Annotated in this window: 23 protein-coding genes; 12 read left to right on the top strand and 11 right to left on the bottom strand. The window is 49.8% G+C overall.

Annotation, left to right across the window (positions count from 1 at the left end):
* Positions 1-8: 8 nt before the first annotated feature.
* Complete coding sequence (gene kynU, locus CDA54_RS03750) at positions 9-1,247, bottom strand: kynureninase (RefSeq protein WP_099033677.1); 1,239 nt, start codon at positions 1,245-1,247, stop codon at positions 9-11.
* Positions 1,248-1,680: 433 nt separating this feature from the next.
* Between kynU and CDA54_RS03745 the strand changes: the two genes are divergently transcribed.
* The 9 genes from CDA54_RS03745 (at position 1,681) to CDA54_RS03705 (ending at position 10,578) form a co-directional block, all read left to right on the top strand.
* On the top strand, positions 1,681-3,969 hold the full coding sequence (locus CDA54_RS03745) for a TonB-dependent receptor (RefSeq protein ID WP_099033676.1): 2,289 nt from the start codon (positions 1,681-1,683) through the stop codon (positions 3,967-3,969).
* A gap of 197 nt (positions 3,970-4,166) precedes the next feature.
* A complete protein-coding gene (locus CDA54_RS03740; RefSeq protein ID WP_099033675.1) occupies positions 4,167-5,477 on the top strand; it encodes an MFS transporter in 1,311 nt (436 codons plus the stop codon).
* A gap of 77 nt (positions 5,478-5,554) precedes the next feature.
* A complete protein-coding gene (locus CDA54_RS03735) occupies positions 5,555-6,367 on the top strand; it encodes an aspartate dehydrogenase (RefSeq protein ID WP_099033674.1) in 813 nt (270 codons plus the stop codon).
* Positions 6,368-6,389: 22 nt separating this feature from the next.
* A complete protein-coding gene (locus CDA54_RS03730) occupies positions 6,390-6,842 on the top strand; it encodes a VOC family protein (protein ID WP_099033673.1) in 453 nt (150 codons plus the stop codon).
* Between the two features lie 99 nt (positions 6,843-6,941).
* A complete protein-coding gene (locus CDA54_RS03725) occupies positions 6,942-7,676 on the top strand; it encodes a sulfite exporter TauE/SafE family protein (protein WP_099033672.1) in 735 nt (244 codons plus the stop codon).
* Positions 7,677-7,686: 10 nt separating this feature from the next.
* Positions 7,687-8,001, top strand: coding sequence for a 2Fe-2S iron-sulfur cluster-binding protein (locus CDA54_RS03720; RefSeq protein ID WP_099033671.1), 315 nt, complete (start codon positions 7,687-7,689; stop codon positions 7,999-8,001).
* The gene (locus CDA54_RS03715) at positions 8,002-8,223 is read left to right on the top strand and encodes a DUF2798 domain-containing protein (protein WP_099033670.1); all 222 of its coding nucleotides are present in this window, start codon (positions 8,002-8,004) and stop codon (positions 8,221-8,223) included. It begins immediately after the preceding gene.
* A 362-nt stretch (positions 8,224-8,585) separates the two neighbouring features.
* Entirely contained in the window at positions 8,586-8,969 is a 384-nt protein-coding gene (locus CDA54_RS03710) for a BlaI/MecI/CopY family transcriptional regulator (RefSeq protein WP_099033669.1), read from the top strand.
* Positions 8,970-8,979: 10 nt separating this feature from the next.
* Positions 8,980-10,578, top strand: a complete 1,599-nt coding sequence (locus CDA54_RS03705; RefSeq protein WP_099033668.1) for a M56 family metallopeptidase — start codon at positions 8,980-8,982, stop codon at positions 10,576-10,578.
* A 576-nt stretch (positions 10,579-11,154) separates the two neighbouring features.
* Here CDA54_RS03705 and CDA54_RS03700 read toward each other — a convergent pair.
* The 3 genes from CDA54_RS03700 to CDA54_RS03690 form a co-directional block, all read right to left on the bottom strand.
* Positions 11,155-12,252, bottom strand: a complete 1,098-nt coding sequence (locus CDA54_RS03700) for an ISAs1 family transposase (RefSeq protein ID WP_099033667.1) — start codon at positions 12,250-12,252, stop codon at positions 11,155-11,157.
* Positions 12,253-12,505: 253 nt separating this feature from the next.
* Positions 12,506-12,751 (bottom strand): DUF2024 family protein, encoded by a 246-nt coding sequence (locus tag CDA54_RS03695; RefSeq protein ID WP_099033666.1) that lies wholly within the window; start codon positions 12,749-12,751, stop codon positions 12,506-12,508.
* A gap of 95 nt (positions 12,752-12,846) precedes the next feature.
* Positions 12,847-13,500, bottom strand: a complete 654-nt coding sequence (locus tag CDA54_RS03690) for a hypothetical protein (protein WP_229748091.1) — start codon at positions 13,498-13,500, stop codon at positions 12,847-12,849.
* 122 nt (positions 13,501-13,622) lie between these two features.
* On the opposite strand from CDA54_RS03690, the gene CDA54_RS03685 reads away from it, so the two are divergent.
* The 3 genes from CDA54_RS03685 to CDA54_RS03675 all read left to right on the top strand — a co-directional run bounded on the left by CDA54_RS03685 (position 13,623) and on the right by CDA54_RS03675 (position 15,172).
* Positions 13,623-14,213 carry a MarR family winged helix-turn-helix transcriptional regulator gene (locus tag CDA54_RS03685; RefSeq protein ID WP_373286082.1) on the top strand — a complete coding sequence of 197 codons (591 nt, stop codon included), beginning with the start codon at positions 13,623-13,625 and terminating at the stop codon, positions 14,211-14,213.
* Positions 14,214-14,532: 319 nt separating this feature from the next.
* Positions 14,533-14,796, top strand: a complete 264-nt coding sequence (locus tag CDA54_RS03680; RefSeq protein WP_099033665.1) for a hypothetical protein — start codon at positions 14,533-14,535, stop codon at positions 14,794-14,796.
* Between the two features lie 97 nt (positions 14,797-14,893).
* Positions 14,894-15,172, top strand: coding sequence for a helix-turn-helix transcriptional regulator (locus CDA54_RS03675; RefSeq protein WP_099033664.1), 279 nt, complete (start codon positions 14,894-14,896; stop codon positions 15,170-15,172).
* Between the two features lie 247 nt (positions 15,173-15,419).
* Here the strand turns inward: CDA54_RS03675 and CDA54_RS03670 are convergent, their stop codons facing one another.
* The 7 genes from CDA54_RS03670 to CDA54_RS03640 form a co-directional block, all read right to left on the bottom strand.
* A complete protein-coding gene (locus tag CDA54_RS03670) occupies positions 15,420-16,073 on the bottom strand; it encodes a GntR family transcriptional regulator (RefSeq protein WP_099033663.1) in 654 nt (217 codons plus the stop codon).
* 362 nt (positions 16,074-16,435) lie between these two features.
* Complete coding sequence (locus CDA54_RS03665; RefSeq protein ID WP_099033662.1) at positions 16,436-17,899, bottom strand: aldehyde dehydrogenase family protein; 1,464 nt, start codon at positions 17,897-17,899, stop codon at positions 16,436-16,438.
* A gap of 1 nt (position 17,900) precedes the next feature.
* Entirely contained in the window at positions 17,901-19,526 is a 1,626-nt protein-coding gene (locus CDA54_RS03660; RefSeq protein ID WP_099033661.1) for a thiamine pyrophosphate-binding protein, read from the bottom strand.
* Between the two features lie 20 nt (positions 19,527-19,546).
* On the bottom strand, positions 19,547-20,371 hold the full coding sequence (locus CDA54_RS03655) for an alpha/beta fold hydrolase (protein ID WP_099033660.1): 825 nt from the start codon (positions 20,369-20,371) through the stop codon (positions 19,547-19,549).
* Between the two features lie 12 nt (positions 20,372-20,383).
* Positions 20,384-20,920 carry a VOC family protein gene (locus CDA54_RS03650; RefSeq protein WP_099033659.1) on the bottom strand — a complete coding sequence of 179 codons (537 nt, stop codon included), beginning with the start codon at positions 20,918-20,920 and terminating at the stop codon, positions 20,384-20,386.
* Between the two features lie 21 nt (positions 20,921-20,941).
* Positions 20,942-21,877: a fumarylacetoacetate hydrolase family protein gene (locus CDA54_RS03645; protein WP_218962372.1), complete on the bottom strand. Its 936-nt coding sequence runs from the start codon at positions 21,875-21,877 to the stop codon at positions 20,942-20,944.
* Between the two features lie 161 nt (positions 21,878-22,038).
* Positions 22,039-22,863, bottom strand: a complete 825-nt coding sequence (locus CDA54_RS03640; protein ID WP_099033658.1) for a sulfite exporter TauE/SafE family protein — start codon at positions 22,861-22,863, stop codon at positions 22,039-22,041.
* Positions 22,864-22,987 lie beyond the last annotated feature (124 nt).

Genomic DNA, 22,987 nt, shown 5'->3' with positions numbered 1-22,987 from the left:
GATTTTGTTCAGGTAACGGCATGACGTTGATTAAAGCGGGGTTGTTTCCAGCGCTCTGTGAGCATAATGTCGTGAAAGCGCTCAACGGCGTCCCAGATATCACAATAGCTGTTATACAAGGGGGCAAACCCAAAGCGTAAAATATCCGGAGCCCGGAAGTCGCCCACTACGCCGGCGTCAATCAACGCCTGCATGATCGGGTAGCCCTGAGCATGGCTGAACGCTACCTGGCTGCCGCGTAATTCATCCTCGCGGGGACTGACCAGAGTAAAATCAAACTGGCCACACCGTTCTTCTACCAGTTCAATGAAGTAGCGGGTCAGCGCCTGGGATTTAGCCCGGATCTGCTGCATATCTGCTGCACACATAACATCGATTCCGACTTCGGTAACGGCCAGGCCGAGTATTCCCTGGGTGCCGGTCAGCATCTGACTGATCCCTTCTCCGGGCTGGTAGTCGCGCTCAAAGTTAAACGGTGCACTATGGCCCCACCAACCACTCAGAGGCTGATTGACTTTATTCTGATGGCGTCTGGCGACAAAGATAAACGCCTGACTGCCCGGACCACCATTGAGGTATTTGTAGGTGCAGCCAACAGCCAGGTCGGCGTTGGCTGCATTTAAATCCACCGGCAAAGCACCGGCGCTATGACACAGATCCCACACCACCAGGCAACCTTTGTGCTGGGCCTGTTCAGTGATGGCCTGCATATCGAGCAGGCGGCCGGTTTTGTAATGCACCTGAGTCAGGCATACAACCGCCACATCCTCATCAATCTTTTCTGCAAATTCATGGTCTTCGGCAAACCGTACTTCGTACCCGTCGCCCAGCTGGGCCACCAGGCCCTGAATCATATAGTTGTTGGTGGGAAAGTTGCTGCCTTCCATCAAGACCACTTTGCGTTTCGGGGCGAGCTTCAGTGCCGTGGCGACGGCCTTGTAAAGATTGATACCGGTCGCATCGGTACACACTACCTCACCCTTATCGGCCCCGATGAGGCTGGCGATCTTGTCGCCAATACGATAAGGCAATTCAAACCAGTTATGGGTATTCCAGCTGCGGATCAGGTCCTTTCCCCACTCCTGCTCCATGACTTGTACAGCCCGTTGTGCCGCCTTTTTGGGGCGGGCCCCAAGGGAGTTGCCATCGAGGTAAATCTCTCCCGCGTTTAAGGCGAACTGGTCCCGGAACGGTGCCAGTGGGTCCTGTTGGTCCAGCTGTTCAAAATATTCTCTGTTATAGGTCATGATAAATCTGCCAATACGTTTTAGCCGCGGTTAAACGACATTGATGGAGTTATGTTAGAGAGTTGTAACTTTTATTAAAAATAATAATAATGCCGCCAGCTATATCATTATTTATATGTCTGTTGCCGGAATTTGTCGCTGACAAGATACCAGTGAGTTACACGGCATGGCTATCAGCACAGGCTGAAAATGAGAACTTATGGTTTGAATGGCCGCAGCCGTAAATTGTATTCAGTCATCGACAACGGTAACCTGCGGATAGCGACATCGCTAATGTTACAGGTATGTAAAAATTGTTATAGCAACGTCGAAACAAAGTATTTCTATTATAACAACACCTCCCTTAGGGTTATTTCACAGCGACAGGGGAACTTGCCTCTGGTCCATTATAATCACAACCTTGACCCTGGTTACCGGGGAGGAGCTCGCTAAGATGTTATTTACCTCAAACCCTACAATTCGTCGTCACCCGCTGGCTATTAGCATTGCCCTGGTGCTGTCCGGTAACGCAATGGCACAGGACGCAGACACTGAATCCTCGGCTAAATCTATTGAAGTGATTAAGGTTACTGCCAGACATAAGGTAGAAAGCTTGCAGGAAACACCTATCGCGATTTCTGCCTTCAGCGGGGGTGACCTTGAAGACGCCAGAATTGATGCACTCAATGGTATAGCGGAGCGTGTGCCTGGTTTTCAGATGAATGTGTATAACGCCGCTGAGCCCGAACTTTTTATGCGCGGTATCGGTAGCGATATTGAAAGCGCCGGCGCTGGTGCGGCCATTGGTGTTTATGTTGATGGGGTATACATATCCCGCGGTGTTGCTGCAGCAATGGATCTGTACGATTTGGCCAGTGTTGAAGTGTTGCGTGGCCCGCAGGGCACGTTATACGGTAAGAATGTGGTCGGTGGCGCAATTAATTTTATTACCCGCAAGCCGTCACTGGCGTATCCCGAAGGGAAAGTGGAACTGAATGTGGGCAATTACGGTCTGCTTGAAGGTAAGGGCTATGTGACCGGAGGGATCTCTGACAATGTTGGCGGCAAGCTGGCATTCAGCGCAACAAAGCGCGATGGTTTTGGTGAAAACACCTTTACCGGCAATGACGCTGACACCATGGACAGATACAACCTGCGTGGTCAGTTACTTTTTACCCCCAGCGATGACCTGGAGATTCTGGTCAGTGCCGATGCGTCTGACTCTGACTCGGTGCCACCGGTACGCTATATCAGCTACAGCGAAGGCCGCAACCAGCCTTTTATCAGCGACGATCCGCGCAACGCAAAAAATGAATTCGATGGTTTTGAAAAGGCCAAAGTAAAAGGTGTCAGTGCCAAGGTGGATTATCAGCTGGCTAACGCCACGCTGACCTCTATTACTGCCTATCGTGACAATGATTTTTCCTTCTTTGAAAATGCCGCCGCTGGTCTGGTAGACACTTCGGTGTTTTTTGACCCCTGGGGTGACCCGGCCAACAACACCGTGGCCGATGATGCTGAGATAGCTGCAATGCAGGTAGATGATATGTGGTACCAGCAGAAAGACGAGGTGTCATCACAGTTTTCTCAGGAGTTTCGTCTTGCCGGCGCAGAGGGTGCGGTGGACTGGCAGTTGGGTGCCTATTATATGCGCCAGGATATTGAACGCGATGAAATGGTGAATTACTGGTTCCACACGCAGTGGGGCACCACTACCGGTACACTCTACAACACCACTGCAAATGTGACCGACAGCTATGCGGTATTCGGCCAGGCCAGTTATAACCTGAGCGAGCAATTACGGATTACCGCTGGTCTGCGCTGGAGTGAGGATAAAAAAGACTTCCGTTCTATCGCCTCCGGCCGACGTTTTGATAACTTTGATACGCTGCATCAGGATCTTGACGGCAACCGGGTTGAACAATATGACGTGTCAACCACAGAGTCATGGGATGCCTGGACACCGAGTCTGGTTGTAGATTACAAAGCCGATAAAGATCTGTTTTACTATTACTCACTCTCCAGAGGCTATAAAGCCGGCGGATTTAATGGTGAAGGCCCGGAAAGTGCTGAAGAAGCCATTCTCGCTTTTGCCCCGGAATTTGCCTTAAACCACGAGCTGGGTATTAAATCTCAGGCCTTTGATGACCGCCTGCGTCTCAATGCCGCCGTTTTCTATACCGAATATACCGATATGCAGAATCAGATCTGGGTTGAAACCGGCCCCAATACGCCGGATGACCTTGAGGTCAGAAACGGTACCGGTGAAGCCAAAGGTCTGGAGCTGGAACTGACCGCTTTGCTGACAGATAACCTGACACTGACCGGTAGCTATGGCTTTATCGATGCGGAGTTTACCGATTCCTTCGAAGTTGACGGCGAAGACTTTCAGGGCAACAGAATGCGCCGTACCCCTGAACACAGTTTTAATATGGCTGCCACTTATGAGTGGGAAACCGATGCAGGATACTGGTCCGCGAGACTGGATTATCAGTATCAGGACGAATACTTCTTCGATAATTCCAACGACCCACTGACCCATGTTGATTCTGAAACGACCCTGAACGCCAGTGTTCAGCTGGCCAGTCTGGACGATACCTGGTCAGTGCAGTTATGGGGTAAAAACCTGACTGATGAACAGAATATTGCTTCCACTACGGTGTATGCCGCCTGGGACAATACCGTATTTTCATCCTATAAAGCACCCAGAACCTTTGGTGTTTCAGTAACCTATCAATTCTAACCTTTAAACAGCCGGAGCCCTGCTGCTCCGGCTTGCTGTGTTTTCCCCACCCAGAAACACCTGACTGATTTTGCGATGCATACCATCGCTGGCGTTATCTCCTTTGGCAACATAAATATAACAATCCGTCAAAGTGTTCTTGACATGTAATATGTATACAAATAGATTTAAGTGTATTCAATAAGAGGGGTTATCCAATGAATGAGAAAGTAGAATTAACCGCAACGAAGGATACGAAAATGTTCTACGGCTGGTGGATTGTGGTGGGCTCAATTATCGGTCTGGCGTTTGGTTACAGCGTTATAGCCATGTCGTTTGGGACTTTTATCAAGGAGTTCGAGACCAGTTTTGGCTGGAGTCGTGGTCAGATTTCCTTTGGCTCAACGGTAATTGGAATTACCGCCATCCTGTTTTTCCCTTATGTGGGATCGCTGGTGGACAAATACGGCGCCAAGAAAATTCTCGTGCCCTCGACACTGCTATTCGCGGTGACGATTGCTTCAATGTCACTGATGACATCCTCTATCTGGCATTTATATGCCATGTGCATTCTGATCCCGCTATTGGGGGCCGGTACCGCACCGCTGACCTACTCCAGATTACTGGTGAGCTGGTTTAATAAACGCCGTGGGCTGGCCCTGGGTATTGGTCTGGCTGGTGTGGGCCTGGGTACTACGCTGGTACCCTTAATCGCTTCGTATTTCATCGGTCTTTTCAGCTGGCGTGAAGCGTATCTGGCTATTGGCCTGATTATTCTGGTCGTGGTGCTGCCGATGACCAAATTCCTGATGCGTGACAAGCCTGCCGATATGGGCTTGCATCCCGATGGCATTGAGCCACAAGCGGAACAAAAAGCGTCGGTCGCGCAGGCTCCGTCGGATAAACCGCTAATCGGTTATACCGCCAAAGAAGCGCTGAAACAAAAAACCTTCTGGTTAATGTTTGGTTCTTTCCTGATTACCGGTTTAACCACCTCTACCGTACTGGTACATCTTGTGCCGATGATGATGGACCGCGGATTAACTCTGCAACAGGCAGTAGAAACCTTCGCATATTTAGGAATATCGATCATTCTTGGTCGCCTGGTGGCCGGGTACCTGATGGACAAGTTTTTTGCCCCTTATGTGGTGGTGTTCTTTATGTTTGGCCCTGTGCTTGGCCTGGCGGCGTTTGCACTTGGTGCCACTGGCCATTCAGCGGCCTTATGTACCGCACTAATCGGCATCGCCATTGGTGCCGAATTTGACGTGATGGCGTACTTTACCAGTCGCTATTTTGGCAATCGCGCCTTTGGTGTGATTTATGGCTACAGTTATTCAGGTTTTAAAATTGGCGCCAGTATCGGTCCCTTAATTATGGGTGTTGCTTACGACTTACTGGGGCGCTACACCGAAGTGCTGTGGGCCATGTCAGGCACTATGATTATCTGTTGTGTGCTGATCCTGATGATGGGCAAATATCCGGTGTTACCTTCCAGAGCGCCGGAGACAGAGAGTAGTACAGCGTAAAGACAAAATAAACAACTTGTATACAATAAATTAAATGTGTATTCTTTGTTTGTGTCGTTAATTCTTTCAGGTGGGGTATGAATCAGGATCTTAAAGTCGGTATCGCCGGGTTCGGCACCATCGGGCGAGTGGTGGCCAAAGCGCTGGATGATAAGGTCGAAGGCTTAGTGCTTAAGGCCATTACATCCGGAAATGAGCAAAGAGCTCAACAAGCGATGCAGGCACTGAGTCGCCCCGTTGCTCTGGTCAGTGCTGAGCAACTGGCTGAACAGGCGGATATCGTTGTTGATTGTGCACCGACTCAGGCCTTTATGGATATCGCTGAGCCCGTGCTGCGCGCTGGTAAGACATTGGTGACGGTGAGTGGGGCGGCAATATTGCAACACCCGCAAGTGATTGAGCTGGCGCGGCGCAACAATGGCCGCATTGTTCTGGCCACCGGGGCACTGCTCGGGCTGGACGCGGTTCGCGCAGCGGCACTGGGAACGATTCATTCGGTGACAATGGTCACCCGTAAGCCGCCCACCTCGCTGGTTAAAGCCAAATACATTGTTGAGAACCAGGTTGAGTTACTGGGTATCACTGAGCCGCTTCGCGTGTTTAAAGGCAGCGCAGCACAAGGCGCGCAGTTGTTCCCCTCGAATGTCAATGTGGCCGCCGCACTTGGCCTGGCAGGGGTTGGTGCGGAGAAAACCGCGCTGGAAATCTGGGCTGATCCTGGCAAAACCCGCAATACCCATACAATCAGGGTAGAAGCAGACAGTGCCAGTTTTGAGATGACCATTGAGAATGTACCGACCATTGAGAATCCGGGTACAGGTCGCATTACCGCACTGAGTGTTATTGAAGCGTTACGTTCGTTGACCGCACCGTTGCGGGTCGGCAGTTAAATTTATAGCAGGAGTAATGATTATGGCAGCAAAGCCAAGTTCACCTATTCAACTTAAACACCTGGCGATGGCCTCTGATGATCCGGACAAGAGCAAGGCATTCTTTGAGAATGTACTGGGCTGGGAAGTGGCAGGCGTAGTCGCCAGCCGCAATGCCAACGGTTACTACATGACCGATGGCAATATTAATCTGGCAATACTCAAATTTAAAAACGGACCGGCTGCCGGAAAAGAGTTTCCGCAAGGCTATGTGGGCCTGCACCATGTTGGCTTCCAGTGTGATGACATTGAACAGATGGTATCGAACTTCAAGGCAAATGGTTATGAACCCCGCCATGACGTAAACCTCGCTCAGGGCCTGGGTAAGAATCCCGCCAAAGACAATGCCGAGTATAAAATGAATGGTCCGGAAAATATCATGGTAGATATTTCTGAACGAGGCTGGGTGGGTACACAAAGTTATAAGACCCTTTGATCGCCGTTTGAAGGCGTCCATGTTCGCCTTCCCTTGTCCCGAAGTTGGTTTGTGTGACGGCTTCGGGGCTTTTTCTATTTCGCTTGTATAGGCATCAGAATGGTTACCTCACAGGAACTGTTGTTGTTTGTACTGACAACACTCACCTCAACGCTGGCAGGTATCTGCGCCATGGGCGGGGGGATGATCCTGGTGTTGCTGTTGCCTCTGTTTGTGGCCCCCGGGGCAATAGTACCGGTACATGCGGTAACACAACTGGCCAGTAATGGCTCCAGGCTGGCGTTTCATTTATCGGCAACCTGTTGGTCGCTGCTCCCTTTATATTTGCTTGGCTCCATAGCGGGGGTAACCATATTCAGCCTGTTTCTGGTGCAGTTAGACACCCGGCTGATCCCTCTTTTTATTGCCTGCTATCTGTTGCTTTCTCTGTGGTCTGTCAGAGTCGACCGCCTGATGAGCCGGTTTGAGAACTTTTTTGTTGTCGGTGCCTTGCAGAGTGGGCTGGGGTTGTTGGTTGGTGCGCCGGGGCCATTGGCCGTGACCCTGTTGTATAAAAAGCTGGCCGATAAAGACGCGGTAATTGCCACAGCTTCACTGTTTATGCTGATTGGCAATGTCTGCAAAATCACCGTATTTGTGCTGATTGGGTTTCACTTTTCAGACCATGCCAGCGTGTTGTTCAGTACCGTGCTGGGCGCAACTCTGGGGTCCTGGCTGGGCACCCGTTTACGCGCCTATATTCCGGCACAGGTATTTTTTCCGTTGTTGAAAGGACTACTGACATTAATGGCGCTGTGGATTTTGTTTCGCAGCCTGTACCAGTATCTGAACTGAGGAGGCAGTAATGACCACAATCCGGTTTATCCGGCCAGATGGCAAGGCGGTGACGGTGCAGGCCGAACCTGGAGTCAGCCTGATGGTGGCTGCGCAGGAAAATAATCTGCCGGGTATGGCGGCCATCTGCGGCGGCTGTTGCAGTTGTGGCACCTGCCATGTGTCTCTGCCCCCGGAATCGGCGGCAAAACTACCCACTCCCTACGCCGGTGAGCGGCAAATACTGGCGCAATTGCCGTCGGCGACAGCGGATTCAAGGCTGGCCTGTCAGGTAGTGGTGACCGACGCGCTGGAAAACATCAGCGTACAGCTGCTGGAGCCGTAAATGGTCTCGCCCCGTTTTAAAGCCATACTCACTTCGTTTTTTATGTCACTGAGTATGTCCTGCATTATGTCGTTGGTGGTCACTCTGTACAACCTGGGGTTACCTGACGGGCTGCTGTTTATCTGGCTCAACGCCTGGGGATTTGGCTTTATGGTGGCCTTCCCGGTGGTGCTGGTAATCTCGCCGCTAATTCGCCGCCTGGTGGCATGGATGGTGGGGTAGTGGGCTGATCTGGCGACTGCGGGTCAGGCAAGCTCCGGCTCCTCACTGTGCGACTATAATTCAGCGAGGGGTTAATGCTCTATTTTGCTCTATATATCAAGCATATGGTAGTTTTATGCTTCATATATAGAGCATTTTTGTTTGGATAAGCCTGAAAAATGCAAGATCGGACCCTGTAACCTCCGCCTTTCGGCTTAATGCGACAAGAGGCCCACTGATTATCTTTGCGCGGAACTCGAGGCTTCCCAAGCTACTGCAATGGCATCCCATAGCTGATTTTCAAATTAGTTATTGACAAGCATCACCTCTATTACTACATTTGTAGAAACTAATAACTACAAATGTAGTAAAAGGTGTGAAATTTGAAGCTAAGTGAATATGAAATGGATGTGATGCAGTTGTTTTGGCAACACGAACCCTGCACTGCGAGCCATATACATCAACTGTTATGTGAACAACCTGGCAGGCGTAAAAACGTTGCCTACACAACGGTGAAGACGATTGTCGATAGACTTGAAAAGAAAGGCGCTATTGAACGTCATGGTCAACAAGGCCGGGCAATAGTTTATCAATCACTGGTTACACAAAGTACGCTGTCAAAACAAGCCACACCGGGGTTTATGCGCCGTTTCTTTCAGGGTGATTCACGCAATTTTATTGCCCATTTCATTGAAAATGAAAAATTAGATGATGACGACATAGCCTATCTGAAAACGCTGCTGGATAGTAAGAAAGATTCTAAATAAGGTGTAGGCGATGACAGACTATTTGTTTACCAATTTAATAATAACCTTAAGCGCACTATGGGCATCACGAATACTCAAAAGTGGTCCTGTAAATATTAATCTAAAGCTTCTTGTTGCTGCAGTACTCTGTTGGTTTGTACCCTGGCAAATAATGCCAATGTATACCATCGCATCTGTACCGGATGCGCTTATTTTCAAGGTCGCAGATATCTTGCCATCATCAGAGTTAGCAGCAGATATCGATGTTTCAGGTGGCCCGCTAAGTGATGCTACATCGTCAGCCCTATCAATCCCGTCGTTTGATGTTCTGCTTAGTGGTTTATTTGCTGCTGCATTATTAACTGGTGGGGTTATTTTCACATTACGCATAATTGCTTACCAGAAACTAATTGATCGTTTGTATCGGCATTCTTCACCCACCAATAAGTACAGTGATCTGAGTGAAGGCTACCCGGTTCGAATCACATCATTGGGGACACCGGCTATTGCCAGTGGCTTGTTACGTCCCGTGATCTGGCTTGACCATTCTATGGAAACGCGTTCTGAGCTCGCTTCTATACTGCGTCATGAGGCTAACCACTTGCGTCTCGGGGATATTTACTGGGCCTGGTTTCTTTGCCTGTTTGAGAGTTTTTTCTGGTGGAATCCTCTTTGTAAGATGCTCACCAAGCAAGCTAAAGAACAGCTGGAATTACGCTGTGATGAGCGATGTTTTGCCACCCTTAATCAACAATATCAGCAAGATCTGGCCAGTCTGTTGCTGGTACAGCACAGTAATAATCAACAGCAATCATTTACTGCACCATTGCTGAGTATTGCGCACAAAAGTAACTTTAATATCAAAAGAATCAAAACGTTAGACAAGGAGAAAACGATGAAAACGAAACATGTAGTCGCACTGATTCTGTCAATTTCATGTAGTGCTGCCACCGCAGCAAAAATTGTCGGGAGTGAATCAGCTGAGCAACCTGTAACGCAACAGCAGGTCGATTCAAATTATGATGCACAATTGGCAGATTTACTGGCACGATCCAGTAATGCAAAAAGTACAGATGCAGAGCTGTTAAATGAGGTTTTTACAAACATTTTGGATTGGCAATCAGGCAGAGAAAGGCTCAATTCTCACGAGGAGGTAAAAATCCAGCTTTTAGGCTTCACTCTGCTTAGTCATGTAGGCCATAAACTGGGTCGTTATAAAGATGTATTATCAGCGTATGAACAGTGGTACCCACAAACTGATAGGGCACCATTTTTTCTAAAGAATCTGAGCGCTATTACACATTTGCGCCTCGGTCAGCCCGAAGCAGCACTGGAAGATATGCTGGCTCTGAAAGCGATACTAAAAGATCGCACCAAAGAGGGTTCCTTATTACTCCTGGCCAGAGCTTACGTTGAAATGAAGGATTATGATAACGCGCAGACTGTTCTTGCCCAATTATCAGATAGCAACGTTATGGGCAATGCACTCAAGTATTATGTGTCTTTTCATCAAAATGACACAGCTGAAATGGAATTGGTTAAGACAAAGTTGCCCGCCGAATTTGATACGCTGCCGCCGACATTGCCTGACCTGGGGATCCCGTTGTCACCGCTCTTAGAAAAATTGTAAGAACGAAACAAGATAAACGTACCGGTCATGTGTAGAGAACAAAGGTCTTAGTTTTTGAAATAAGATAGCAGCGCAGTTTGAGGGCAAGGGCAGATATTGCACTAAGCAATCTCTGCTCTTTTTACGTAGCAAAGCCTCTCTTTAAACCTGATTGCCCGGTACAGATGATTTTCCCGCTGATGCGCCGTCCCGGTTAAGACTCTGAATTAGTATCCATCACCGAAACATGCTACAAAAACCCAAAAAGACGTCTTCCGCTCTTATTTAAAACCTCTTGCCGCGAAGACGTTGTCACCTGCCATAAGAAGAAGGCATGCAGAATAATTTTACAACTGAAGCGCTAGCACGAGGTGAGTCAGTGATAATTGCTGGTGTCTGCTCAGTTGCGGCGTCAAACTTTGAAAAGATTTCGCAATAGCAGATAACAGGCTAAATCAGTGGGACATATTCTCCCCCGGAGCGGGATATTAAATGTCATTGTAAAAACAGGGTGGCTGATTAAAATTCAGTTTTATTACGAGGAGCTGTGGTGAACAAAGTTTATATTCAAAGCCAGGGCAAGAGCGTGAACGTTTTTTAAGCATTCACGATTAAATCCAGCACTTCTTCGCTCATTGTTGCCATCTTCTGTTTGCGATTGACACTCGCTTTTATTGTCTTCTCACGGCGTATTTGGTTCAGCGCGACATGCCGGAAACACGCCAGGTTATCTGCAGCATGGCCACGGCTAATTGGGCAGTCATCTTCACGCATCGTCACATCGAGAACCCAATGCAGTCGGTTTTCAACGCCCCAATGAGCTCGCACTGTGCTGGCAAACTGCTCTGCGGATAAGCTTGCTGAGCTTATATAATAACGATACTGCAACTGCTCTTTGCCATTCGCCAAACGATAGTACGTGGCGCGGCCAATGGTTGCGAGCGATGACCAGACTGAACGTAGGCTTGCCGGCAGTTCAAGTGCCGACAAGACATCATAGGCGCGATATTCTACACGACCATGCTCTTGCTCAAGATGTCCAGGTTCGTGGCTGTCACTGAGTTCGAATGCATCCTGAAGCGCCTGATATAGCGATTTTTGGTTCTTTTTCACTGCAATGCAGTAGTCGGCTTTCTTCTTGACTATCGTCTTCACGATTTGCTTTTGGCAGCTCATGGCGTCGAGCGTCACCATCGCCCCTTCTAGTTCCAATAGCGCTAATAACTCAGGTACGGCGGTAATCTCGTTCGATTTCTCATCCGTCCGTCGCTGACCCAGGACAACACCGTTTTTGGTGGCAAAAGCACTTATCATGTGCAGTGTCGATTGCCTGTCGTTGCGCTTGTACGAGCGACGTAGCGTCTTACCATCAACAGCAACGACTTCTTTATCAGTGAATTCTTCAGTCGCCTGCATCCACTGAATAAACCGCTGATGGAATGCCTGCAGGTCGATTCGACAAACAAGTCTGGCAATAGTGTCATGTACCGGTATGCCGTGACTGAAATCACCGTACTTTTTCAGCCATTCGAGCCGAAGATGGCCAAAATCCTCGATTTCTTCCCAGCCTTCTGCGCCTGAGATGACCGCTGTCAGAGTTAAAAACAGGACATCAAACAGTTCATAGGTTACTTTTGATGCTTGCCTTGGGTCTTCAATGTCGGCAAAGTGGTCAGTCAGCAAAGTCAGGCTCATTGGGGCTCTCCGTAAAAGAGAGTATATGATCACGACTAGAACTGATCGTCAAATCGATCGATTATTTAGCTGCTTAACTGGTCGATAATTGTTCGCGATCTCGCCCTGGAGCCCTTTGTGGGGCAAAATTCTGCTATATGCCCTCTGCCGCTCTTTGTAAAACCACCACACCGATGAATATGTCTCTGGTATCCGGGCGGATTTGCTGGGGATAAGCCAAAACCGATTAAAGCGGTTTTGGCTTTCGATGTTTCTAAAGCACTAAAATGCTGTGCCCGTTGTTTTCAATCGCCAGCGCGACTTCGGGATTGGCGATTTCGCTGTGGCAAAAGTTGCAGCGGCTTTGGGTTATCTTATCAGCTGTTACGCCCAGGGAGGTTAAATAATCCTGTGCAAACTGTTTAACCTGCCCGACGTTGCTATCGTCAACCAGCACATCAAAGTGAAGGTACTGACCAGCGCTGGTGTGGACATGGGTATCGTAAACATGAACTTGCATCGCTGTTCTCCTTATTGGCTCTGACCGGGCAGACTTAAGTCACCAGACGCTATATCAAAGACTTTGCTCACACACAGCAATGGATTGTGTACCTGCTAGTTGATGCGCAGTGCACTGGTAACGCCATCAAAGGCAAATGACTCAGCAATGTTCACCCTGTTTAAAGGCACTCTTACCAGCACTTCAGACTGGTCTATATCGAAATCATAACCGGGGCTGTCAATAAAAATCGGTAACTCAGGCCAGGTTTCGGGCATTCTGGGGTTGCTGCCGGCGGCAATATCTTTGACTTTCAGTGCACCCGGCCCACAACTGTCATCCTTAACCAGTACTACCCAGTGGCTATGCCAATTGTCACCATCGTTATCTTTAATGCCATCGTTGTCTTCGTCGTATAAGGGGGTGTCGTCAAAATCAGGGTGAATCGTCAGGGCTAAAGCCAGGATACCCTGATCTTTTTCAAACCCTACTTGTGCCGAGTTCAGGCTGGTTGGCCAGACATAGCTATAAACCTCAGCACCGGCAAGGCTGCCAATTGCTTCAGGTTTGCTGCCACCCGCTGTGCCAGTTACTTCTTGCTGGAAAACTAAATGGCCATTGTCAGTGGTTACCTTGGTATGTACCAGGTCAAATTCAGCAGGCACTGCCGCTGATTTTTCTGCCAGTATATGCCCCTGATGTTGATTGTGAGCCTGCGCAAATACGCTTGTTAGTAAAAGTGTGGAGGTAACCTGTACCAGTTTGTTCATGAATATCTCTCCTGTATTAGTTTTTAGTCGAAACCATATTTATTAGAGCGACATTTGCTGGGTTTGTCAACAAGGTATTGAGTCGAAACTATAAAATGATTTTTGTGCTTGTGGTGGCAGTTTTGACTCGATACTATGAGCCGATGAACAGTGATATCTTTATTCTTATCGAGCGCATTGCCAATATGCTGCGTTACGAGTCCCGCAACCAGGGGGCGCAGTTGGGCTTGCTGCCGGTGCAGCAGGAGGCGTTGTATTACCTGTCGATTTGCAATCGCTACTCAGATACCTTGCTTGCAGTAACTGACTATTTAGGGCTCACCAAGGGAACCGTTTCACAGACCCTTAAAGTGCTTGAAACCAAGGGATTAATTGAGAAAAAGAAGGACAGTGTCGATAAACGCGTTACTCACCTGACTGCCACTCAGGCCGGCCTGGATTATCTGGCGCAAACGTACCCATCGGTGCAGTTTCGTGACATGGTTAAAGGGCTATCTGAACAGGAGCATCAACGGATCAGTAGCTCGTTAAAGACGTTGTTACGCCACTATCAGGTGAGCACAGGGCGCAAGGGTTTTGGCGTGTGTCAGAGTTGCCGGTATAACCAGACAACAGACTCAGGCTTTGTTTGCGGACTCACTCAGGAGCCATTAGGTGAACAGGAAATCGGCCTGATTTGCCGCGAGTTTGTAGAAAAGGATAAGGCAACGTAAAGCTAAACTCTTTAGGTTGTGAAAAGCAGAGCTGCCATTTTAAATAGGATTAACCTTGCGGTACTGGTGATCTCCCCGCAGATTTGGTTGGTGGCCCATTAGCCCGTGTTGTTACCCTCAGCTCCAAAGCCACTTCCGGATAAGAGAATTAAGGGCGGCTCAGAGAATATTGTACAGCGTGCAAGACAGGATCTTTCCCCTTTATTAAGCGATCTGGATAAGGAGTGCAAGAGAATGGCAAGTATTGCGCAATGCGCAATGCGCATATACAATAAAAGTGTTGGCAATTGGCTTTGCACCATAAATAGAGGTAGAGAGAATGGAAATATCTATCGATGAAACCTCGGTCATGGCAATTCAACAATTAGGCACAATGGCTTTGGATGAAGTGTCTGACTTTATTTATGCAGTGGAAGCTGCACCGAGCATTAAAGCTCTGATGACAATCTACGATGATGTTGAGTTAACGGAAGGGCGTCTCACCTTTCTGGCTAAAACCAATGCACAGCATGTGGCCGCATCTGTGCAGATTGAAGTAAACCAGAAAGGCGAAGCTGTACTGACCGTCAAACACTATGACTGAAAGTTTGGCGATACGGTGTTTTCGGTATTTATTAGAGTATCTATTAATACACAAATAAAAAATTTGCAGCGATGGTTACTCTTGCAGGAGTTTTTACATGTTAAATCAAAGACTTGCTTCAGTGCTAAAGCCCCCGAAAGGGCCTGCGCACTATGTGAAGCGTAAGATCGAACTTCGGGGTTTAAGCCCAAGCCGTGCCGCGAAGATGATTGGGGTTAACCAATCTACACTTAGCCGCTTCCTGAGTGGTGCTGCTCTGACACCTGAAATGGCCGCGAAGCTGAATAAGGGATTGGAGATGGACATAGATACACTGTTTAATCTGGAAGCACAGCGACAGGCTGATAAAGCCAAGCATCTGGCGATGGCCAGTTGATTACAGGCCCTGTAGAGCGGTAGTGCATGTCAGTTAAGCTGACGTCGTTGTTCAGGAGGCCTTGTTGCATTGCGACAAGGCCTTTTTATCTCTCAGGGGTATTTTTTCTTCTACACCCAAATAAAAGAGTCAGCTATAAATTTAATGGCCGTCATTGGCGAAAGGCTACTTAAAACCGCTTTTGGTACTTTATATTAAATGAGTGATTTACCGCGGAATCCCTACCTTCAATATTAACTCTGATGCTTTAAGGCTTCTGGCTCATCAGATAGTCAAGGGTGCCGAGGCTGGTATTGGAGATATGGTTGCGCATGGCTTCAAAGGCTTTGTCTTTGTCGCCCTTGAGAATCGCGTCAACCAGTTCGCCATGTTCGCTGAATGAGGTTTCCAGACGGTTACGCTTTTCAAACAGCCAGGGCTGACGGTAAAGAGTCAGGCGTTTGCGCATCTTGGCGATGGTTTCGAGCAGGGTTTTATTGCGTGAGCCCTGATGGATGGCGCTGTGCAGTTGGTCATTAAGCTCGGCAAAACGCTCGACATCTTCTTCTTCAACGGCCTGTTTGGATTGCTGGTGCATCCGCTCTATCTGCTTGCGCTCCACCGCCGTCATCCGCTCTGCACTTAATCGGGCACATAAGGCTTCCAGTTCCTGCAGGGCTTCGTACATATCACCCAGCTGTTCGATATCCAGTTCAATCACGGTCACACCACGGTGCGCCTTGCTCTCCACCAGGCCACTGGTGTGCAACAGGCGAAAGGCTTCGCGAATCGGCGTACGGGAGACGCCAAACTGGTTGGCAATGTCCTGCTCTTCGAGTTTTTGTCCGGGTTTGATCTCGCCGGAGATGATTTGTGCAGAAAGCTGATTATAAATCTTATCGGAAATCGTCAGGTTGGCCATAGATTGTATACTTAAAAGGGTAAACTGAGCTTATAGTACGAGATGACCGCAGAGTTGCAACTGTTTATATACATAATCAGCGCTTTGTGTGCATGTATCCTGGTAAATCAGAGGGTAGGTTAACCACGAACAACACGAAATGCACGAACGAAAAACGAATTTCACCACAGAGTCACCCGGCACCTGTGATTTTTAACTAAGCAGTATTGCTTTTCAGAAACAGTTAATCAAAGGGGCTGGGCAGGCGGAGAACACAGAGAAGTAAAGGGCATTAAATCCTTAACACCTCTGTGTTCTCTGTGTCTCTGTGGTTAATTTTATGGTTCTTAAAGGTTACTGGATGCCAGGTTTGACGGTCAGTCTTAGTTGGCCAGATTAATACACATCACCTTGGTCTGGGTCATTTCTTTTATGGCGAAACGCACGCCTTCGCGGCCCATGCTGCCGCGCCGGGCGCCGCCAAAGGGCATGGCATCCAGCCGGTAGTCGGTGGAATCATTGACCATCACCCCGGCCACATCCAGCCCCCGCGAGACCTTGTTGGCGGTGTTAATATTGCTGGTAAACACCGCGCCATGAATGGCGTAGTCGGCCTGATTAGCCAGTTCAATGGCATTATCCACATGCTCAAAAGGGTACAGACTGACTACCGGGCCAAAGGCTTCCTGGCAGGTAAGCTCTTGATCCTGAGCTACATTATCCAGCGCAGTGGGCTGATAACAGGCACCGTCACGGCTGCCGCCTACCAACAGGTTGGCACCGCTGTGTACCGCTGATTTTACCCAGTTTTCGATACGAATGGCCTCACGCTCACAGATCATGGGGCCAAGATCGGTGTCATCCTGTAAGGGGTCACCCACTTTTAACTGACGGGTCTGGCGCACAAATTTGGCCCTGAACGTGTCGTAGATATCGCGGTGTACATAAATACGCTGCACGCCAATACAGTTCTGCCCCACCGCCGAGTAGGAGCCCGAAACACAGGCGTCAACGGCACGCTCAAGATCACAATCATCCATCACAATAACCGGAGAATTGGCACCCAGCTCCATGGCCAGTTTTTTAATCCCGGCATTTTTCGCAATCACTTCTGCTGAGGCTTCGCCACCGGTGTAGGTCACCATTGCCACATCTTTATGACCGACCATGGTGTTGCCAAAATCCCGTGCATAACCGGTCAGCACATTCACTTTGCCGGGCTCCAGCCCACAGTCAACCAGCGCCCGGACCAGCTGCAATGCAGACAGCGGCGCCTGTTGTGAGGGTTTGAGTACCACCGTGTTGCCCGCAGCCAGCGCCGGGCCCAGTTTATGGGCGGCCAGATTGAGCGGATCGTTAAAGGGCGTTATCGCCACCACCACGCCCAGCGGCACATGCTCATAATAGCCAATGCGCTGCTCGCCGCCGTCGAAGCTGTCAAAGCGGATGGTTTCACCCACCAGCCGAATCGCTTCTTCGGCGGCCAGGGTCAGGGTATTGATGCAGCGACTAACCTCTTTACGGGCGGCTGTAATTGGCTTACCGGTTTCCATCGTGATGGTACGGGCAAAACTTTCCTGGCGCGATTCAACCAGTCTGGCGGTGTCCTGTAACAGCCGCGCCCTGTCTTTACTGGGCTGATGGCGGTAACGGGCAAAGGCCGATTGGGCGCTGCTAATTGCCCGCAGCGCGTCCTCGTTATCGGCGCAGGCCACTCTGGCCAGCTCATTGTTATCGTAAGGGCTGTGAATGGTCATGCTGGTTTTACCCGCCTGCCAGTGCCCGTCAATTAACAGGGTTTGTGCATCGGCCGTGTCTGCTGATGGGGTAATTGCCTGTGCCTGCATATCACCCCCTGTCCTTGCGCAGTACCAGATCGTCATACTCCCGTGAGTCGAGAATCGCTTCGACAATCACCGGGCCGCCCATGGCCTGGGCTTTTTCCAGTGCATGGCCGTATTCGTTCTGATTAAAGGCCTTAAGTACCGGCACGCCAAAGATATTGTCGCCGCCAATAGTGCCGCGTTCACGAATGGGTGTGCCGTAGATGGGGTTACTCTTCTTTTCCTGCTTGATGCGGATCAGGGCCAGATCGTTGTCGGTAAACAGTACAAACACAATGCTCAGATTTTCCCGTACCGCTACCGCCAGCTCACCGGCGGTCATCAGAAAACCGCCATCGCCCACTACTGAACAAACCGGCGTTTCGGGATTACATAGCTTGGCCGCTATTGCCGAGGGAATACCAAAACCCATGGCCGACCAGCCGTTTGTCATAATCTGCAGGCCAACTTTTGGGGTAGGCCATTTCTGACCAATCAAATGAATATGGGCGCCCACATCACAGGTCATAATCCCGTTCTGAGGGAATTTCTCTCTCAGGGTATCCAGAGCGGCGCACGGGCCAAATACGTCATTCTGCGGAGACATACGGGTAAACATATCGTCTCTGCGCGCGGCCAGTGCCTGCAGATCCCAGTCTTTAGGGCCGCAATCACAGGCCAGCAGTTGCTGTACCGAATGGGGTATATCCCCCAGCACATCGCAGGCCAGGGTGTATTGTTGGGTATCCAGTTCGGTAGTCACAATATCCAGGCTGACTAATGGTGCATCGGGCATCCAGTCTTCGTAGCTGAATTCCACTTCATCATAGCCAATGCTGACCACAAGGTCGGCCTGCTGATGGGTCTGCCCCACCACATCGCTCAGTGCATGGAATAGTACCCCGGCATAGCTGGGATGGCTTTCGCTGAGAATGCCTTTGGCCATGGGGTTGATCACCACCGGCACATTGAACTTCTCTGCCAGCGCCTTAACTTCATCCTGTATACCGCAGAGCGCGGCTCTGAGCCCCAGCACGATCACCGGTTTTTTAGCCTGGGTAAACAGCTGTTGCATCTTCTCTAGCTGTTCACTACCGGCGTTGTCGATCTTGATCTGTGGCAGTGGTGCAATGTCTTGCGGTGTGGTTTTCTCTGCACTCATACCAACAGGTAAACCTACATGCACCGGGCCGGGCACACCAGAAAGTGCTTCCTGAGCGGCATCAAAGAGTATTTCTCTGACCTTACCGGCTTCAAGACGAGTGGTTTTTTTGGTTATTGGTGCGAACAATGCCTGATGATCCATCGCCATCTGTACAATTCTGCCGCGTTTATGTTCGGGCATTTCATCGGTCAGGGCGATCATCGGCGAACGATCCAGATAGGCACTGCCGACGCCAGTGGCCAGATTGGTAGCACCGGGGCCAAATGTACCGAAACAGACACCGGGGGCGCCGGTAATTCTGCCGCATACATCGGCCATAAAGGCGGCTCCACCCTCATGGGTGGCGAGAATAAAGTCGATACCTTCTGTGGTACGAATGGCTTCCATATAGTCTACCCAGCCACCGCTGGGCACACCGAATACATGTTTTACACCCAGTTCCTTGAGGGCATCAACTACTTGTTGCGCTACGCTTATATCTGTCATGTTAACTAGCCTGTATTGAATTAAGGGTGAATGTAACCGGCGGAGTTGCTATGCACTGATTGGTTCAGTGGCGCAAGCTCTGCCATTTGTAAAAAGCTCAGCAGGCTGTCATTGAATTCCACCGGCTTCTCGAAAAACGCGGAATGACCACAGTGGTCAAACTCAACGATAAATGAATCGGGTACCTGCTCCTGAACCATGCGAATGGCTTCAATGGGAAACAGAATGTCGTCCTGACCTGCGACAAACAGAATCGGAAAGTCATGCTTACCGAGTTGTTGTGGCGAAACTTTATTATCAGCATACTGGCCGGTCAGATTACTTTTGTCGGTGTGATTAAAGCTGCTTATCTGGCTGTAAAGCATCGCAAGCTGTGGGTTTTGCTGTTTAAATGCCGCTCCCAGCACTCTGTCTAACTGGCTCAGCTGCGCGGTTTCGGCACGGGCTTTATCCATTATTTCCGCCACCTGAGCGTTTTCTTCCAGGCCATGTAAGGAGTCCGCTATCATCAGGCCACTAACCCGCTCAGGGTACTGGTTTGCAAAGGTGATGGCGGTGCCGCCACCCATTGACTGGCCAATCAGCACGACTTTTTTCAGCTGCAGATGATCGATCAGCGCTTTAAGGTCGCTTACAAAACCGCTGCGTCCGAGCCTGGCATGATCGGTAGAATTGCCAAAGCCGCGATGATCAAAGGTGATCACCTGGTACGCTTTTGCCAGTACCGCCACTTGCTGATACCAGATGGCATGGTTACCACCCAGGCCATGTGCCAGTAAAAGCGGTTCGCCCTTACCGTGCACTTCATAATAGAGTTGGTCTTTACCAATAGTCAGAGTTGCCATGGTGCTGTGTCCTCATTGCTGCTTGTCGATGATAGCCTTGATCCGCTCGGGCGGCTCAACCACAAAGTTGTCGAGATTCCACTGGTCAAAGGTAGACATTTTGTTGCCAGGCCAGACCGAGGGCTCATAAGGCTTGCCTTCAGTGATCTGCAACATGTCTGAATAGAACTCCACGTTGTTGCCATCGGGGTCCTTAAACACGATAAAGGTGTTATCGCCCGGACCATGACGACCTACGCCCCGGTCAATCTCAATGCCCCGTGCAATGAGCATCTGAGCAATTTTCTTTATTTCATCAATGGATTCCACATGATAAGAAAAGTGTTCCACTCTCGACAGCGACGGGTCTTGCTTGCCAATCTGGTCGGGGGGCAATTGCAACAGGGCCAGATCATGATGATCTTCGCCTGAGCGCAGGAATACCATGCGATCATCAATCCAGTCTGAGATTGTCAGCCCCACCACTTCCTGATAAAAATTTACCGAGCGCTGAATATCCTGAACCTTGAGTACCAGGTGGCCAAGTTTTGTCGGTCTGGGTGTATACATGAGTAGCTCCTTAGACTGAGATTAAATGACTTCTGCGCGAACGGTGTTGACGATACTGCCAACCCCTTCGGCTGAAGCTTCCAGCTTGTCGCCGGCTTTGAGGAACAATCCGATGCCTTTGCCCACACCCGCTGGGGTGCCGGTCATAATCAGGTCACCGGGGCGCAGGGTTAAAATGCCGGATAAGTACTCGATCTGTTCGAAAATGTTCCAGATCAGTTCACTGGTGTTGCCATCCTGCATTTGCTTACCGTTGAGCCACAGGCCCAGTTTGACGTTATGCGGATCGGCGATGGCGTCTCTGGGAACGAATACCGGCCCCATGGGGCAGAAGGTGTCCCAGCTTTTGCCGCGAAACCAGTCATGCTTAAAGGGGTAATCACTGCGGCGGTTCAGATCGCGCGCGGAGATATCATTGACTACCGTATAACCGGCAATGTAGTCGAGCGCGTCGCTCGCTTTAACACGCCGTGCCTCACGGCCGATGACCACACCCAGTTCCACTTCCCAGTCGAGCTTTGAGGTTTCCGGTGGCATCACCACCTCCTCTTGTGTGGCGATAATGCTGCTGGTGGCCTTCATAAACACATAAGGCGCACTGTCAGCTTTGGCAGCCAGTACGGTCTGCATTTCCTCGGCGTGCTCATGATAGTTAGATGCGGTACCGAAGATGGTCACAGGGGTGAAGGGGGTCGCAAGTTTTATGTCATCGGGCAGCGGTGTAATTTTTTCCTGTGAAGCGAGCCCGGGAACTTTAGCCGCCAGTTCGTCAAGCTGTGCCGACATTTGCGGCCAGTTTTTAAAGCCCTGATCAATGTCTTCTGCCCAGCAAGGCATTTCCTTGTCCGGATCAGCGGCCCTGAACAGGGCTGCCAGATCATAGCGATACTGACCGATGACGATGGCCGCAGCCGGTTTATCATTTTTACTATACCGGGTCAGAGCGTATTGGCTCATGGTGTTTGTCTCCTTTAGATGCCTCGTCGGCACGACGCCGCTTTTATTGTCTCAATGTGCGTCGTCCGAGGTGGAAAATCGACTAATTAATTGGCTTACTTCTATAACTAAAATTATATATCTATGCTTCTTCGAATATTTTTAACGGTATATCAATCTGTTCAGGCAGTGAGTGTCTGGTAAATCATGCGCAGCGCGACAATCAATAAAAAGCTGCCAAACAACATACTCAGATGTCGTTTACTGAGACGATGGGCTATCCGGGCTCCGAAGGGCGCCATCATCACGGTTACCGGGGCGATTAATGCAACACCAATAAGATTTACAAAGCCCAGACTTGCGGGAGGCAGGCGACTGTCACCAAAACCGGACACAATAAATCCGGCGGCGCCAGGAAGACTGATCAGCAGACCAAACAGGGCTGCCGTACCCACGGCACGATGAATAGGCTGATTAAGCAACGTCAGCACCGGAACACTCAGTGTGCCTCCGCCAATGCCCATCATGCTCGACAACCCGCCAATAATAAGGGGTGGGGCCGGTGCAATCAGGCCCTCGGGTATGTCTTCTGCGACGGTCATATTGTCTGCTGGCAGCAACATTTTAAGCGCCACAATCAGAGCCACACAGCCAAAGATGGCCGAGAGCACCAGGCTGTTGACGGATGAAGCCACAACGGCGCCCGCCAGCGAACCCGCTAAGATCCAGCCGCCCCAGGCTTTTGCCAGACGCAAATCCACAGAGCCTTTTTTGTGGTGTGCCCGCGCGGAGGATATGGAGGTGAAAATAATACAGGTCAGAGATGTGGCAACGGCTACATGCATTCTGATTTCAGGATCTACGCCATAAATACTCAATGCCACATCCAGAACGGGAACAATCACAATCCCACCGCCAACGCCAAGCAGGCCAGCCAGAATGCCGGCCACTGCGCCTGTTACTAACATCATTGCTGCCAGTGGCAGCAAATCATTGACTAATTCCATCACTGAGCTCTTTGTTGAATTATCTGACTGGTGTACCTTAATCTATATTATGTATACAATAAAATCAAATTGTACTCAATGGGTCGTAGATGATTTAGTCCAGGCCCTTTTCAACAGGAGAAAC

Source organism: Lacimicrobium alkaliphilum (assembly GCF_002591895.1).
GTDB classification, from domain to species: domain Bacteria; phylum Pseudomonadota; class Gammaproteobacteria; order Enterobacterales; family Alteromonadaceae; genus Lacimicrobium; species Lacimicrobium alkaliphilum.
This window is presented reverse-complemented; position numbering and strand designations above follow the sequence as displayed.